The sequence below is a fragment of the Thermobifida fusca NBRC 14071 = JCM 3263 genome (assembly GCF_001592045.1).
Lineage (GTDB): Bacteria > Actinomycetota > Actinomycetes > Streptosporangiales > Streptosporangiaceae > Thermobifida > Thermobifida fusca.
Map to the genome: position 1 here is coordinate 148,044 of NZ_BCWB01000033.1, position 14,205 is coordinate 162,248.

Below are 14,205 nucleotides of genomic sequence, written 5' to 3' on the forward strand. Positions count from 1 at the left end.
ACCCAGAGGCAAGATTCCGGTTTTGGGTGACTGGCCGCGCTAAGCTCTGGCGACCGACGGCTTGTCCGTTACCGGAAACGCCAAGGGCACGGATCCGGTCGACAGGAGTGCGGAAAGGCGCGGAAGCTATGCGGAGGCACGGACGGGGACGGGGGCGACGCGGCGCCCACCGCGCAGAGCCCACCGGCAGCGGCCCACTGGCCACAGTGGGCCATGTGCTGGGCAGCACCGTTCCCAAACGCGTATCCCCACCGCGGCCGCTGCGCGTCGCGGTGGTCTCCGGAGCGATCGTCGGCGCGTTGCTGTTCAGCTACAGCACCACCCAGATCTACCTGCGTTTTACCGAACCTGACCAGACGCCGCCGGCACCGAGCGTCACCACGTCGGCAGCCCCGCCGACGGACGGACACGGCAGCCCGCAGGCAGCGATCTCCACGCAAGTGGAGATCACCGTGGGGGCCGAGGAGAGCAGCGCCCCCTCCCCGTCACAGGACGCACCCGACGGAACGGAGCGCACGGCACCGGTTCCAGATCCCGGAGAAACGGCCCCGCCCGGCGGACACCAGTCTTTCCCCGTCCCGCAGAGCGCGCCCGGAACCCCGCGGGTTTCCTACCAGAAAATCGCCTACGACGAGACCCATTTCATGGGGCATGTGACGATCACCAACGCCAGCGATGCCGTGGTGGAGAACTGGGAACTGCGAGTGAAGTTCAGCGACGCCCGCATCGTCTCCGCCTGGGGCACCGAATGGGAACCGGTCCCCGGCGGGTTCATCGCCCGCCAGCCGCACTGGTCCAACGGTATTCCCCCGGGGCAGTCCATCACCATCAGCTTCACGGCGCGGGGCACCAGTCACACCCCGGAAAGCTGCTCGTTCAACGGCGTGCCCTGCTCCCTGTGAGCGGCAAGCCGTCTGTCTCCCGGCCCGGGGAACTCCCTTGTCGCACACTGCCCAGAAAAACGATCGAGCGCCACGACAGTTCGTCTGTGACGCTCGACGATGGTGCGCACGCGGAGTGCGCGCTGAAAGGGCATTCAGAAACGATCGACTTTGCCCGCCTTGATGCAGGAGGTGCACACGTTCAGCCGCTTCGGCGTACCCCCCACCCGGGTACGGACAGTCTGGATGTTCGGGTTCCAGCGGCGGCGGGTACGGCGGTGCGAGTGCGAGATACGGTTCCCGAACCCCGGTCCCTTGCTGCAGATGTCACAGACGGAAGCCACGGTAACTCCATTCACGCGCTCGGGCCGGCTGTGCTCGCACGCACGTCGATGACCCGAGAAAGGTCTGATGGGCAAGCAGGTCGACGCGGAACGCCAACCGTGGAAGCGTACCCGAAGACAGGACAAGACCCCACACCAGGAATCCATGTCTCCGGACGAGCGCCGGATCACCAACCGGAAGGGAGAATCCGGCTCAGGAAGTCCCCCGCTGAGGAGCCGTCCCAAGACACAACGCTTCCCCAAGTATAGCCCTGCGACGATCCGTAAGATGCCACAGTGGCGGGCCGCACGGCCAGGGAACGAGGCTGGGAAGGCGGGGGACCATGACCGACTTGACCGAGTCGCTGCGCGTCGTCGGGGACCGCACCGCGAAGGTCCTGGCTTCCGCACTGGGCTTGCACACCGTGGGAGACCTGCTGCGCCACTACCCCCGGCGCTACGACCGCCGCGGCGAGCTCACCGACCTGGACGGGCTGGTCGAAGGGGAACAGGTCACTGTCCTTGCCGAAGTCCTCACCTGCACGGTCCGCCCGATGCGCCAGCGGCGCGGCTCCATCCTCGAAGTCGTCGTCACCGACGGCCGCGGCCGGCTCTCCCTGCTCTTCTTCCACCGGGTCGGCTGGCACCGCGACCGGCTCCTGCCGGGCCGGCGCGGGCTGTTCGCCGGAAAAGTCTCCGTCTACCGGGGGCGCCGCCAACTCGCCCACCCCGAATACGAGCTGTTCGAGTCCGACGACGCGATCCAGGAACGGGCCCGCACCTACGCGGACACGCTCATCCCCATCTATCCGGCGACCGAAAAGATCACTTCGTGGAAGATCGCCAAAGCCGTGGCCACGGTCCTCGACATCCTGGGGGACCTCCCCGACCCGCTGCCCGCCGACCTCCGCGCCCGGCACGGCCTGGTGAGCCTGTCCGAGGCCTACCGGCTCATCCACACCCCGAAAGACTGGGATGATGTGCGCGCGGCACGGAAGCGGCTGAAATGGGACGAGGCGTTCGTCATCCAGGTGGCGCTCGCCCAGCGGCGGCGTACCGCCCAGCGGCAGCCCGCCCAGCCCCGCCCCCGCATCTCCGGCGGGATCCTCGACGCCTTCGACGCGAACCTGCCGTTCACGCTCACCGACGGACAGCGCGAGGTGGGCGAGGTGATCTCCGCCGACCTCGCTTCCGACCACCCCATGCACCGCCTGCTCCAAGGCGATGTCGGCGCAGGCAAGACCCTGGTCGCCCTGCGCGCCATGCTCCAAGTGGTGGATGCGGGCGGGCAGGCGGCTCTCCTCGCCCCCACCGAGGTGCTGGCCCAGCAGCACCACCGCTCGATCACTGAGATGCTCGGCCCCCTGGCCCGGGCTGGCCAGCTCGACGGCGCGGAACAGGCGACCCGCGTCGCCCTGCTCACCGGCTCGCTCGGCGCGGCCGCCCGCCGGGAAGCGCTGCTGGACGCAGCCTCCGGCCGGGCCGGCATCGTCATCGGCACCCACGCCCTGCTCCAAGAACAGGTCACGTTTGCCGACCTCGGCCTGGTCGTGATCGACGAGCAGCACCGTTTCGGCGTAGAACAGCGCGACGCGCTGCGCGACAAGTCCACCCGTGGCCGGCCGCACGTGCTCGTCATGACCGCGACCCCGATTCCGCGCACCGTGGCGATGACGGTCTACGGCGACCTCGACGTGGTGGCGCTCCGGCAGCTCCCCGCCGGGCGGTCCCCGATCGCTACCCACGTGGTCCCGTCCCGCGACAAACCGCACTACCTGGCCCGGGCCTGGGAGCGCATCCGCGAAGAAGTCGCGCAGGGCCGCCAGGCCTATATCGTCTGCCCCCGGATCGGCGGGGAAGCCGAAGACCCCGAGGAGAACGGACGGCTCTTCGCCGAACCGGACGGCGGGGAGACCGCGGGGCGGCGCGCCCCGCTCGCCGTTGTCGACCTGCTCGCCGAAGTCGAGCAGGGGCCGCTTGCAGGCCTGCGGCTGGCCGCGCTGCACGGCCGGCTGGCCCCTGACGAGAAGGACAAGGTCATGCGGGCCTTCGCCGCGGGCGAAATCGACGTGCTCGTGGCGACCACCGTGGTCGAAGTCGGCGTGAATGTGCCCAACGCCACTGTGATGATGATCATGGACGCGGACCGGTTCGGGGTCTCCCAACTGCACCAGTTGCGCGGCCGGGTCGGCCGGGGCAGCCTGCCCGGACTGTGTCTGCTGGTCACCGAGGCTGAAGAGGGCAGCCCGGCCCGGCGGCGCCTGGACGCGGTGGCGTCCACCACCGACGGGTTCGCCCTGTCCCGGCTGGACTTGGAGCAGCGCCGCGAAGGCGACATCCTCGGCGTGGCCCAGTCCGGCCGCAGCGGCACCCTGCGGCTGCTCACCATCACCCACGAGCAGGACGAGGAGCTGATCGGCCAGGCCCGTGCGGAGGCCACCGCCCTGGTGGACGCCGACCCGGAGCTGTCCGACCACCCCGTGCTGGCCCAGGCCCTCACCGAACTGCTCGGCGACGACCGCGCAGAGTACCTAGAGAAAGCCTGAGGGGAGCCGCCGCAGTGCGGCACCGCGCTGCGGCCCGTCCCGGCGCCTGCGGGACCCGGTCTAGGGTGGGCGGAAAACAGCGCACAGACGAGGGAGCACACCACCGATGACCCGCATCATCGCCGGTACTGCGGGAGGCCGTCGCCTGGCTGTCCCCCGAGGCCGGACCACCCGGCCCACCAGCGACCGGGTACGCGAAGCCCTGTTCGCCTCGGTGCTGTCGGAACTGGGCACGCTCGCGGGACTGCGGGTGCTCGACCTCTATGCGGGCTCCGGCGCAATCGGGCTGGAAGCGCTCTCCCGGGGAGCCGCGCACGCCCTGCTCGTGGAGGCCGACCGGCGCGCGGCCGCGGTCATTGACCGCAATATCGCCCAGCTCGGACTGCCCGGGGCGCGGCTGGTCGTCGACCGGGTGGAACGCGTCCTGTCCCGCGGCCCGGACGGCGGCCCCTACGACTTCGTGTTCGCTGACCCGCCCTACGCGATTGAAGACCGCGAGGTCACCGCGGTATTGGAGGCACTCCGCGACCACGGCTGGCTGACCGCGGGCACTCTCATCGTTGTGGAACGCTCATCTCGAAAGGAACCCATGGGATGGCCTGACGGTTACCAAAAAGGCAAGGTCCGTCAATACGGCGAAACGTCCCTTTGGTACGGTCACGCCGCGAGCCTCCCTGATCGGGACTGACCTGGTGGGCAGAATCCTGTGATACCGGCTCGCTGATCCGCAAACCAGTCAGAGAGGAGCGGTCCCGTGCGCCGTGTCGTCTGCCCTGGATCTTTCGATCCCGTCACCAATGGCCATATCGACATCATCCGCCGAGCGGCGAAACAGAACGAAGAAGTCATTGTCGCGGTGCTGGTGAACGTCAATAAACGTGGGCTTTTCACGGCGGACGAGAAGCTCGAGATGCTCCGGGAAGCGACCAAGGAGTTCGACAACGTCACCGTCGCCAAGTTCGACGGGCTGCTCGTCGACTTCTGCCGGGCCCACGACGTCTCCGCGATCGTGCGGAGCCTCCGCTCGGTCAGCGACTTCGACTACGAGCTGCAGATCGCCCAAATGAACTACCAGCTCTCGGGGATCGACACGCTGTTTTTGACCGCGAATCCCAAGTATTCGTTCCTCAGCTCCAGCCTGGTGCGGGAGATCGCCCAGTACAACGGGGACGTGAGCGCGCTGGTCCCGCCCTATGTGGAGGAGCGCCTGCGCGCCAAGTACGCCGAGCTGGCCAAGAAGAACGGCTAGGGCTAGAGTCCTCAGGTTCCGCGGTTTGGGACGGAAGGACCCCGCAGGTAGAATCGGTGACTGGCTGGTTCCGGGGCAAAGTGTGCCCTCGGGACAGCCATCCGGCGCCGGTCTCCGGCTGCCGGTCCGGTTAGTCCCTGTTCCCACCGCGTGTGGGCCGTCTCAACCGAAAGCGCGATCACTCTGTCTCGTCTAGACTCCGAATCTCCGCTTGTGGTCGACACCCGACCGCTCGGCAGGCAGCCCGGTTCGATGCGGAAGGAAACCCGTGTCGTCCCCGCGCCTCCGCCGATGGCTGTCGGCATGGCCGAGGTGCCCGCGGGCAGCGACATCGAGCTGGATCTGCGGCTCGAAGCTGTCATGGAGGGCGTGCTCGTGACGGGTGAGGCGCGGACCCGGTACGCCGCCGAGTGCGCGCGCTGCCTGGATCCGCTGTCCAGGGAGCTGGAGGTCGACTTCCAGGAGCTGTTCCGCTATCCGCTCGACGACGACCACCCTCTCGTAGACGAGGTGGACGTCGGCGATGAGGATGAGGACTACTATCTTGAGGACGATCTGCTCGACCTCGAACCGGTGATCCGCGATGCGGTAGTGCTTGCACTGCCGCAGTCGCCGCTGTGTCGGGACGACTGCCCTGGCCTGTGCGTGGAGTGCGGCGTCAAACTAGCTGACGTTGGCCCGGAGCACAGCCACGGCGAGAGTTTCGACCCCCGGTGGGAGGCGTTGCGTCAACTGCGCGAGGAGTCCGGAGGGAGCTGAGCGTGCCACCGACGGGCGCCGGGCGGGTTGGCCGGCGAAGCCCGGTAACTCCGTGCTCTTCGTACCGGGACCTCTCCTGCGCCGCGGGCGGGCAGGTCATCGAGGAGCACACGCACCCCCGCGAAAGCGGGCCATGACCCAGGAGGATTGAAGTGGCCGTCCCGAAGCGGAAGATGTCGCGGAGCAACACGCGTGTCCGCCGTTCTCAGTGGAAGGCAGCGCGCCCGCTGTTGACCAGTTGCCCGCGCTGCCGTGACCCGAAGCTCCCGCACGTCGCCTGCCCTACGTGCGGTACCTACAGCAACCGCCAGGTCATCAACCCGGCGTGACAGCACGAAGGCGGGTCCGCAGATGGTCGGGCCCGCCGTTCCGTACCTCCGCCAGCGCGCTGCCGGTGCGTGCTGTCTTTTTCCGACATGGTTCGGGAATCCCCGAAGCCGTGGTGGTTGCCGTGCGCGCCCCACGACGTCCACCTCGTCTTCGAGCGTTCTCGACCGGATCGGAGTCTCCCGGTCCTGCAGCCGGTGCCAACGGTCAGTTCATCCTGCGGCGGTTCCTGCCTCAGGCGGGAGCTCCGCATGATCCGTAAGGATGTGAAGGTCGATGGGAACGCAGCTTTCCCCTGCCGAAGTCCGTGAGTTCCAGGAGACTGTCGGGGTCGAGATCGCTCCCGACATTCTCACCCGCGCCCTCACCCACCGCTCCTACGCCTACGAGAACGGCGGTCTTCCCACCAACGAGCGGTTGGAGTTCCTGGGCGACTCAGTGCTCGGCCTCGTGGTCACCGACACCCTCTACCGCACCCACCCGGACCTGTCCGAAGGGCAACTGGCCAAGCTGCGCGCCGCGGTGGTCAACATGCGGGCGCTGGCCGATGTGGCCCGCGAACTGGGGATCGGCCGCTATGTGCGACTGGGACGCGGCGAGGAGGCCACGGGCGGCCGCGACAAGTCGTCGATCCTCGCCGACACGTTGGAAGCCTTGATCGGGGCCGTCTACCTGGACCGCGGACTGGACGAGGCGTCTGAGCTGGTCCACCGGCTGTTCGACCCGCTGATCGCCCGGGCTTCCGGCTTGGGCGCGGGACTGGACTGGAAGACGTCCCTGCAGGAGCTCACCGCGGCTGAACTGCTCGGTGTTCCCGAATATGTGGTGGAAGAGAGCGGCCCGGACCACCAGAAGACGTTCCGCGCCACGGTGCGGGTCGCCGGGCAGACCTACGGCTCGGGAGAGGGCCGCAGCAAGAAGGAAGCAGAGCAGCAGGCCGCGGAATCCGCGTGGAAGGCGATCCGCGCCGCCACCGAGAAAGCCAAGCAGGAGAGCTGAGGGCATGCCGGAGCTGCCTGAAGTCGAGGTGGTGCGGCGCGGCCTGGAAAAGTGGGTGGTCGGCGCGTCGTTCGGCGAGGTCGAGGTCCTGCATCCGCGTGCGGTCCGGCGCCACGCGTCGGGTGCGGCGGATTTCGCCGCGCGCGTCAGCGGGTGCGGGGTCACGGAGGCGCGCCGCCGCGGCAAGTACCTCTGGTTGACCTTGGACTCCGGGGAGGCGCTCCTCGCCCACCTGGGGATGAGCGGCCAATTGCTGGTCCAGCCGCGCCATGCCGCAGCCGAACGGCATCTGCGGGTCCGCCTGCCCCTGACGGCGCGTCAAGGCCACGACCCGGAGGCCCCGCAAGAGCTGCGTTTCGTCGACCAGCGCACGTTCGGCCACCTGCTCGTGGACCGGCTGGTGGATGACGGCACCGGTACCGGGCTGCCTTCGGTGATCTCCCACATTGCGCGCGACCCCCTGGACCCTGCTTTCGACGAGGACGCGTTCGCCGCGGCGCTGTGCCGCAAACGCACTGAGCTGAAACGCGCCCTCCTCGACCAGTCCCTCATCAGCGGGATCGGCAACATCTACGCCGATGAAGCGCTGTGGATGTCCCAACTGCACTGGGCGACCCCTACCGAGGCCCTGTCGCGCTCCCAGGTCGCCACGCTGCTGGCCGCGGTCCGCGAGGTGATGGGCGCGGCCCTGGCCCAGGGCGGGACCTCGTTCGACAGCCTTTATGTGAACGTCAACGGGGAGAGCGGCTATTTTGCGCGCAGTCTCAACGCCTACGGCCGGAACGACCAGCCGTGTGCACGCTGCGGCACGCCGATCCAACGGGAGACGTTCATGAACCGCTCGTCGTACAGTTGTCCGCGGTGCCAGCCGAGACCGCGGCACGCGCGAGCGTGAGCGCTTGTTTTCCCGGGTAAGCGCACCGAGAGTCACCAGGGGAGTCATGGAGAAGGTTCGTCTGACCGCATGGGTGCGCGGGCACGTCCAGGGCGTAGGTTTCCGGTGGTGGACGCGAGCACGCGCATTGGAGCTCGGACTTACCGGAGCCGCGACCAATCTGGATGACGGCAGAGTGGAAGTGGTCGCGGAAGGGGATCGCACGGCCTGTGAACGGCTCCTCGAGTTGCTGCGCAGCGGCCAGACACCGGGGCGTGTGGATTCCGTCGTTGAGCGTTGGACAAACCATAGGGGTTCTTTCACCGGATTCGAGGAGCGGTGAGTATCCTGGATATGGGGACGCGATTCGTGTGAGAACCCGGAACGCGACACGGGACTGCTGAGAGGGCTCTCACCCCGCCCCGGGGATAGAGCACCACCCACCCGGGGGATCACCGACGAATCGCGTGACCTCGCATGCCCAATAACGGTGTACAGACACAGTTGTCGCCGGCTTTTTCGTCCAATTCTTGACCGACGGCGCGCACGGTGAGACGCTGGAAGGTACATAATGCGCTTATCCACCTTCACGCCAGGCTGACTCAGGCATTTCTCCTACCTGGCCGTGGCGTCATTTCCGTGTGCGATTCCCGTTGGTCACTCAGTGTGGAGGACCCGTAATCATGGCAAAAGCTCTGTTTGGTCACGTCGGAGGTCCGGACCCTCGTATGGTCCAGGAACTGCGGCGTTTGCAGAAGCGCGTACGCGACCTCGAAAACGAGGTCATGAGGCTCCAGGCCCAAAACGACCGGCTTTCCGAGACGATCACGGATCTCACCGTCTCCACCTCCGATCGCGAGCCGGCTCTGGCCTGATCCAACCCCACCAGCGCTGCGCGGATCCCAGTCGACGAAGGGCGCCTGCACCTCAAATCTCCTGGCGCCCTCGAAAACGCGGGAAACCGCAGAGCACTGTGAAGATCTTTCTTTCCCTTGGAATTAACCAGGTTTTACCCGGAAATCCTTTTCCGTAATCCTGAAAGATCATATTCCTCCCGACGTTGCCAACACACCAGGTCCGGGCAGCGCTCCGTATGATCCCAGTGGCGGCCATCCCGGTGTGTCGCAGCGGGAGAAGAGGCCGTTTCCGGTCGCCTCTTCGTCTTCCGACCCGGTTCTGACGCCCCGCACCGCGCCGCGTTATAGGGGCCAGAACAGACCTTCCGCCACGCAGGGTTCTCCGCTGTCGTGGGTCGACCGACATCCTGTCGCATACCGCGCCCTGCCCCATGAAAGGCAAGGCCACAGCGTCCCGAAAGCGTGCCATGCACTCGCCAAGGCATGGCACGCTTGACAGCGACAAAGTCGGGAGACCGCGGAGGTGAACGCGCAACCGTGTACTTGAAGACCCTCACCTTGCGCGGATTCAAATCCTTCGCGTCGGCCACCACACTCCGCTTCGAACCCGGGATCACCTGTGTGGTCGGACCTAACGGGTCGGGAAAGTCCAATGTGGTTGACGCCCTGGCGTGGGTCATGGGGGAACAGGGCGCGAAGACGCTGCGCGGCGGCAAGATGGAGGACGTGATCTTCGCGGGAACGTCGTCTCGCCCTCCGCTCGGCCGAGCCGAAGTCAGCCTCACTATCGACAACACCGACGGTGCGCTGCCCATCGACTACTCCGAAGTCACCATCAAGCGGACCATGTTCCGCAACGGCGGCTCAGAGTACGCCATCAACGGCGACCCCTGCCGCCTCCTCGACATCCAAGAACTGCTCAGCGACTCCGGTATCGGCCGGGAGATGCACGTCATCGTCGGCCAAGGGCAGCTCGACACGGTGCTGCACGCCGGACCGGAGGAGCGCCGTGCGCTCATTGAAGAAGCCGCGGGCATCCTCAAACACCGCAAACGCAAAGAGAAAGCGCTGCGGAAACTCTCCGCGATGCAGAGCAACCTCGACCGGGTGAGTGACCTGGTCGCGGAGCTGCGCCGCCAGCTCAAACCGCTCGGCCGCCAAGCGGAACTGGCCCGCCGCGCCACGGTCATCCAAGCGGAACTGCGGGACGCCCGGCTCCGGCTGCTCGCCGACGACATCGTCACCCTGCGGGAAGCCCTCGCCAAGGAGGAAGCCGACGAGGCCGAGGTCCGCGCCCGCCGCGCCGCTGTCGAAGCAGAGCTCACCCAAGCCCAGGAGCGCGAAAACCAGTTGGAGCAGGCCGCAGCCGAAGCCGCTCCGCTGCTCGCCCGCGCCCAAGAGGCCTACCACGCCCTGCAGCGGCTCAAAGAGCGGCTCAGCGCGGTCGCCAGCCTCGCCACGGAACGCCACCGCAACCTCAGCGCCGCCAGCAGGGAAGAGCACCGCGGCCGCGACCCGGAAGAGCTGGAAGCGGAAGCCGCGGAGATCCGCGCCGAGGAGGAAGAGCTCCGCGCCCAACTGGAAGAGGCGCGCCTCCGGCTGGAAGAGGTCGTCGTGGAGCGGGCCGAAGCCGAGGCGGCGCTGCGCGACGAAGAGCAGCGGGTGGCCGCGGCCGTGCGTGCCGCCGCCGACCGCCGGGAAGGCCTGGCCCGGCTCCACGAACGCGCCGCAGCGCTGCGCCGCACCCTGGAAGCGCAGGACGCTGAGATTGAACGCCTCACCCAGGCTGCCGCGGAAGCCCGGGAACGCGCCGCCCAAGCCCAAGAGGAGTTCGCGGACGCCCGCGCCGACGCGGAAAGCCTGGACCTCGGGGACAGCGAACTCGACGAAGCCTACGAGCAGGCCCGCGAAGAGCTCGCCGCCGCGGAGGCCCGCCTGGCTGAGCTGCGCGACGCAGAACGGAACGCGGAGCGGGAACGTGCCGCCTTGGAGGCCCGGCGGGACGCCCTGCAGATGGGGCTGGAGCGCCGGGACGGTGCTGCCGCCCTCCTCACCGCGGACGGGGACGCGCTCGGCCTGATCGGCGCCCTCACCTCCCTCATCGACGTGGCCGCGGGCGACGAGAGCGCGATCGCCGCGGCGTTGGGCGCGGCCGCGGACGCAGTGGTCGTCGGCACGCACGACGCCGCCCGCAGCGCCCTGGACCTCCTCAAACAGCGTGACGCCGGCCGAGCCGGGATCGTGGTCGCCGACAGCGCTGAGGTCCAGCCGCGGGAGCAGTGGCCCGACCCGCCCGCGGGCGCCCGCTACGCGGTGGACTCCGTCACCGTCCCCCCGCGGCTCCGCTCCGCCGTCACTGCGCTGCTCGCCGATACCGTGCTGGTCCCCGACATGGCGACGGCTGCCCGTGTCATCGCGGAACGTCCCGCCCTGCGCGCTGTCACCCCGGAAGGGGACGTGTTCACTTCCGCGTTTGTGCACGGCGGCGCCGCCACCGGGCCCAGTCAACTGGAAGTGCGCGCTGCCATCGACGAAACAGCCAGCCAGTTGGCCGCGGCCGAGGAGGTCTGCAAGCGGATCACCGAGGACCTCGGTGACGCCCAGCTCGAACGGGAGCGGGCGGCGGCAGCCGTGGACGCGATCACCGCCCGCCGCCGGGAGGCGGACCGGCGCCGCAGCGAGATTGCGCAGCGCGTGGGCCGTCTCGGCGCTCAAGTCCGCTCAGCCACCCAGGAAGCCGAACGGTACACCGCTGCCGTGGAGAAGGCCGTCCGTGAACGCGAAGCCACCCGGGCAGCCCTTGCGGAACTCGAGGAACGGGTCGCCCAGGCGGAGAGCGAACCCGTGGACGAAAGCGAGCCGGACACGGCCCGCCGTGACCAGTGGGCCGCGGAAGCCGCTCGGCTGCGGTCCGTGGAAATGGAGGCGCGCCTGGCCGTGCGCACCGCTGAAGAGCGGGTCCGCGCGATCACTGGGCGGGCAGAAGGGCTCCTGCGGGCCGCAGCCGCGGAACGCCGGGCCCGGGAGGAGGCGGCCCGTCGCCGACAGCGCCGCGCCGCCCAAGCCAAGGTCGCCCAGGCGGTCGCGGAAGGCGCCTCCCAGGCGCTGGCACGGATCACCGTCTCCCTCGCCGAAGCCGACGGGGAGCGTCGGCTCGCCGAGGAGCAGCGCGACGCCCGGGAAGCCGAACTCAAAACGGTTCGGGTGCGGATCCGGGAACTTTCCACGGAACTGGAGAAGCTGCGCTCCGCCGTGCACAGCGGGGAGATGGCCCGCGCCGAGCGCCGCCTGCGGCTGGAACAGTTGGAGACGCGCGCCCGTGAAGAGTGGGGCATGGAAGTGGAGACGCTCGTGGCCGAGTACGGCCCGCACGTGCCCGTGCCCCCGCCCCCCGGCACCCCGGAGGACGAGGCTGTCCCGGTGCCGTATGTGCGCGCAGTGCAGGAGAAGCGCGCGAAGACCGCGGAACGCCAGCTCAACCAGCTCGGCAAGATCAACCCGCTGGCGTTGGAAGAGTTCGCTGCCCTGGAGGAGCGGCACAACTTCCTCAACGCCCAGTTGGAGGACTTGAAGAAGACCCGCCGCGACCTGATGACCGTGGTCAAAGAGGTCGACGACCGGGTTCAGGAGATCTTCTCCGCCGCCTACGCCGACGTGGCACGGGAGTTCTCCCGCGTCTTCGCGCGCCTCTTCCCCGGAGGGGAGGGGCGGCTCGTCCTCACCGACCCCGACGACATGCTCACCACCGGGGTCGAAGTGGAGGCCCGCCCGCCCGGGAAGAAGGTGAAGCGCCTCTCCCTGCTCTCCGGTGGGGAGCGGTCACTGACCGCGGTCGCTTTCCTCGTCGCGATCTTCAAAGCCCGGCCGTCCCCGTTCTACGTGATGGACGAGGTGGAGGCCGCGCTGGACGACATCAACCTGCAGCGGCTGCTCGTGGTCTTCGAAGAGCTGCGGGCCACGTCCCAGCTCATCGTCATCACCCACCAGAAGCGCACCATGGAGATCGCTGACGCCCTGTACGGCGTGACGATGCAGGGCGACGGGATCTCCCAGGTGATCAGCCAGAAGCTGGAGCGGAAAGCGAGCTGACCTGGCCTGCATTGCTTCGGGGCGACAGCGAGGAGACCACGGCAGACTCCAGGGGAAAGCCCTTTTTGCCCTTTTGGTCCACCCTTCCTGGCGGACAAGATCAGCGGCGGCCTAAGATGGCCTGGTCGCGTCGTACTACGGCGGAAACGCACAGGTACGAGGCGATGGCACCACGTAAGCGAAGTCCGGTCTGAAACCGGCGCTGTCCCCGCAACTGTGACACTCCGCTCCCGCCCCGGCGGGAACGGAGTGGAGCCAGGTCGCCTTGCGTGGTCGCCGACGTTCACTGTTCTCGTGGGAAGAGCGGTCCGTCATTGCTGCGGGCTCTATTCCCCTGACGTGTGCCTAAGGAGCCCCAAGTGCGTGTTGCACGTCGCTTCACCGCGCTGTCGCTTCCTCTCCTGCTTGCCCTCGCCGCCTGCGGCTCCCCCGCTGAAGAACCCGCCGCGGACCAGTCGTCCAGCACAGGAGAGTTCCCCGTGACCGTCGCCGACGCGCGCGGTGACGTCACCATCGAAGAAAAGCCCACCCGCATCATCTCGCTGTCCCCGTCCCTGACCGAGATCCTGTTCGAGGTGGGAGCCGGCGACCAGGTCGTCGCCGTCGACGAATACTCCAACTACCCGCCGGAAGCCCCCACCACCGACCTGTCCGGGTTCACCCCCAACGTGGAGGCGATCGCCGACTACGAACCCGATTTGGTGGTGCTCTCCGACGACAGCAGCGACATCACCGAACAGTTGGAGAAGCTCCACATCCCGGTCCTGCTGCTGCCCGCCGCCGAGAAACTGGAAGACACCTTCGCCCAGATGGAACTGCTGGGCGAAGCCACCGGCAACGCCGACGAAGGCATCGACGCAGCCGAAGAACTGCGGGAACGCATGGACGCCATCGTCGCGGAGGTCGTCGACGACGGCGCAGCCGGGCTGAGCTACTACCACGAGATCGACGCCCAACTGTACTCGGTGACCTCCGACACCTTCATCGGGCAGATCTACGACCTGTTCGGCCTGGTCAACATCGCCGACGAAGCAGAAGACCCCGCGGGCGGCTACCCGCAACTGTCCGCGGAGTTCATCGTCGAACAAGACCCCGACCTCATCTTCGTCTCCTACCCGGGCGGCGTGGACGACGTCCTGGGCCGTCCCGCGTTCGCCACGGTGACCGCGGTGCAGCAGAAGAACGTGGTCGAAGTGGACGCCGACATCTCCTCCCGGTGGGGGCCGCGGGTCGCCGACTTCGTCGAGGAAGTGGCTGAGGCCATCGAAACGGCGCGCAGCGAATGATCAGTGAGCCCTTCC

The 14,205-nt window shown here is 68.1% G+C and carries 13 protein-coding genes; 12 read left to right on the forward strand and 1 reads right to left on the reverse strand.

Going from position 1 to position 14,205, the window contains the following annotated elements; genetic code table 11:
• Positions 1 to 128: 128 nt before the first annotated feature.
• A complete protein-coding gene (locus tag TF1_RS07155; RefSeq protein ID WP_104612521.1) occupies positions 129 to 902 on the forward strand; it encodes a cellulose binding domain-containing protein in 774 nt (257 codons plus the stop codon).
• A 134-nt stretch (positions 903 to 1,036) separates the two neighbouring features.
• Here TF1_RS07155 and rpmB read toward each other — a convergent pair whose 3' ends face one another.
• Entirely contained in the window at positions 1,037 to 1,225 is a 189-nt protein-coding gene (gene rpmB, locus TF1_RS07160) for a 50S ribosomal protein L28 (RefSeq protein ID WP_011291092.1), read from the reverse strand.
• Between the two features lie 323 nt (positions 1,226 to 1,548).
• On the opposite strand from rpmB, the gene recG reads away from it, so the two are divergent.
• From recG to TF1_RS07205, 11 genes are all read left to right on the forward strand, one after another.
• Positions 1,549 to 3,750 carry an ATP-dependent DNA helicase RecG gene (recG, locus tag TF1_RS07165; protein WP_011291093.1) on the forward strand — a complete coding sequence of 734 codons (2,202 nt, stop codon included), beginning with the start codon at positions 1,549 to 1,551 and terminating at the stop codon, positions 3,748 to 3,750.
• Positions 3,751 to 3,856: 106 nt separating this feature from the next.
• Positions 3,857 to 4,438: a 16S rRNA (guanine(966)-N(2))-methyltransferase RsmD gene (rsmD, locus tag TF1_RS07170; protein WP_011291094.1), complete on the forward strand. Its 582-nt coding sequence runs from the start codon at positions 3,857 to 3,859 to the stop codon at positions 4,436 to 4,438.
• A gap of 66 nt (positions 4,439 to 4,504) precedes the next feature.
• Positions 4,505 to 4,999, forward strand: coding sequence for a pantetheine-phosphate adenylyltransferase (gene coaD, locus TF1_RS07175; RefSeq protein WP_011291095.1), 495 nt, complete (start codon positions 4,505 to 4,507; stop codon positions 4,997 to 4,999).
• A 213-nt stretch (positions 5,000 to 5,212) separates the two neighbouring features.
• A complete protein-coding gene (locus tag TF1_RS07180; RefSeq protein WP_016188281.1) occupies positions 5,213 to 5,758 on the forward strand; it encodes a YceD family protein in 546 nt (181 codons plus the stop codon).
• 152 nt (positions 5,759 to 5,910) lie between these two features.
• Positions 5,911 to 6,087, forward strand: coding sequence for a 50S ribosomal protein L32 (rpmF, locus tag TF1_RS15825; protein ID WP_011291097.1), 177 nt, complete (start codon positions 5,911 to 5,913; stop codon positions 6,085 to 6,087).
• A gap of 274 nt (positions 6,088 to 6,361) precedes the next feature.
• Complete coding sequence (rnc, locus tag TF1_RS07185; RefSeq protein WP_011291098.1) at positions 6,362 to 7,084, forward strand: ribonuclease III; 723 nt, start codon at positions 6,362 to 6,364, stop codon at positions 7,082 to 7,084.
• A gap of 4 nt (positions 7,085 to 7,088) precedes the next feature.
• On the forward strand, positions 7,089 to 7,979 hold the full coding sequence (gene mutM / locus TF1_RS07190) for a bifunctional DNA-formamidopyrimidine glycosylase/DNA-(apurinic or apyrimidinic site) lyase (protein WP_061783765.1): 891 nt from the start codon (positions 7,089 to 7,091) through the stop codon (positions 7,977 to 7,979).
• A gap of 46 nt (positions 7,980 to 8,025) precedes the next feature.
• Positions 8,026 to 8,301 carry an acylphosphatase gene (locus tag TF1_RS15830; protein ID WP_011291100.1) on the forward strand — a complete coding sequence of 92 codons (276 nt, stop codon included), beginning with the start codon at positions 8,026 to 8,028 and terminating at the stop codon, positions 8,299 to 8,301.
• A gap of 340 nt (positions 8,302 to 8,641) precedes the next feature.
• On the forward strand, positions 8,642 to 8,833 hold the full coding sequence (locus TF1_RS07195; RefSeq protein WP_038043324.1) for a hypothetical protein: 192 nt from the start codon (positions 8,642 to 8,644) through the stop codon (positions 8,831 to 8,833).
• Positions 8,834 to 9,352: 519 nt separating this feature from the next.
• The gene (gene smc / locus TF1_RS07200; RefSeq protein WP_011291102.1) at positions 9,353 to 12,904 is read left to right on the forward strand and encodes a chromosome segregation protein SMC; all 3,552 of its coding nucleotides are present in this window, start codon (positions 9,353 to 9,355) and stop codon (positions 12,902 to 12,904) included.
• 359 nt (positions 12,905 to 13,263) lie between these two features.
• On the forward strand, positions 13,264 to 14,190 hold the full coding sequence (locus TF1_RS07205) for an ABC transporter substrate-binding protein (protein ID WP_011291103.1): 927 nt from the start codon (positions 13,264 to 13,266) through the stop codon (positions 14,188 to 14,190).
• Positions 14,191 to 14,205: the final 15 nt, after the last annotated feature.